Source organism: Agrobacterium albertimagni AOL15, from assembly GCF_000300855.1.
In the GTDB taxonomy this organism is placed as follows: domain Bacteria; phylum Pseudomonadota; class Alphaproteobacteria; order Rhizobiales; family Rhizobiaceae; genus Allorhizobium; species Allorhizobium albertimagni.
The window spans coordinates 1-1,161 of record NZ_ALJF01000047.1 but is presented as its reverse complement, the minus strand read 5'-3'; the positions used below and the strand labels follow the sequence as shown (position 1 = coordinate 1,161).

At 60.7% G+C, this 1,161-nt stretch carries 1 pseudogene; it reads left to right on the top strand.

What is annotated here, in order from left to right:
- Positions 1-19: 19 nt before the first annotated feature.
- Positions 20-1,093 (top strand): annotated as a pseudogene (gene tuf, locus QWE_RS24265) (elongation factor Tu); the annotation flags it as partial.
- Between the last annotated feature and the right edge of the window lie 68 nt (positions 1,094-1,161).

The window sequence follows — 1,161 nt, the reverse complement described above, 5'->3', positions numbered from 1 at the left end:
CCNGNANAGGAAGCCGAAAATGGCAAAGAGTAAGTTTGAGCGCAACAAGCCGCACGTCAACATCGGCACGATCGGCCACGTCGACCACGGCAAGACGTCTCTGACGGCTGCGATCACCAAGTATTTCGGTGAGTTCAAGGCCTATGACCAGATCGACGCCGCTCCGGAAGAAAAGGCGCGCGGCATCACCATCTCGACGGCGCACGTCGAGTATGAGACGCCGAACCGCCACTACGCACACGTCGACTGCCCCGGCCACGCCGACTACGTCAAGAACATGATCACCGGTGCTGCGCAGATGGACGGCGCGATCCTGGTTTGCTCGGCAGCCGACGGCCCGATGCCGCAGACCCGCGAGCACATCCTGCTCGCCCGTCAGGTTGGCGTTCCCGCGATCGTCGTCTTCCTCAACAAGGTTGACCAGGTCGACGACGCCGAACTGCTCGAGCTCGTCGAACTGGAAGTTCGCGAACTTCTGTCGTCCTACGACTTCCCGGGCGACGACATCCCGGTCGTCAAGGGCTCGGCTCTGGCCGCTCTGGAAGACTCCAACAAGACGATCGGCGAAGACGCAATCCGCGAGCTGATGGCTCAGGTTGACGCCTACATCCCGACGCCTGAGCGTCCGATCGACCAGCCGTTCCTGATGCCGATCGAAGACGTGTTCTCGATCTCTGGCCGTGGTACGGTTGTGACGGGTCGCGTTGAGCGCGGTATCGTCAAGGTCGGCGAAGAAATCGAAATCGTCGGCATCCGTCCGACGACGAAGACGACCTGCACGGGCGTTGAAATGTTCCGCAAGCTGCTCGATCAGGGCCAGGCCGGCGACAACATCGGCGCACTTCTGCGTGGCGTGACCCGCGATGCGGTTGAGCGTGGCCAGATCCTGTGCAAGCCGGGCTCTGTCAAGCCGCACAAGAAGTTCATGGCAGAAGCCTACATCCTGACGAAGGAAGAAGGCGGCCGTCATACGCCGTTCTTCACCAACTATCGTCCGCAGTTATACTTCCGCACCACGGACGTGACCGGCATCGTGTCGCTTCCGGAAGGCACGGAAATGGTTATGCCTGGTGATAACGTCACGGTTGAAGTCGACGGCTTCGGTCGTGCAGCCGCTCGTGTCGTCCTTGGGGTAGAAATAGAGAATCACCGACTTTCCGG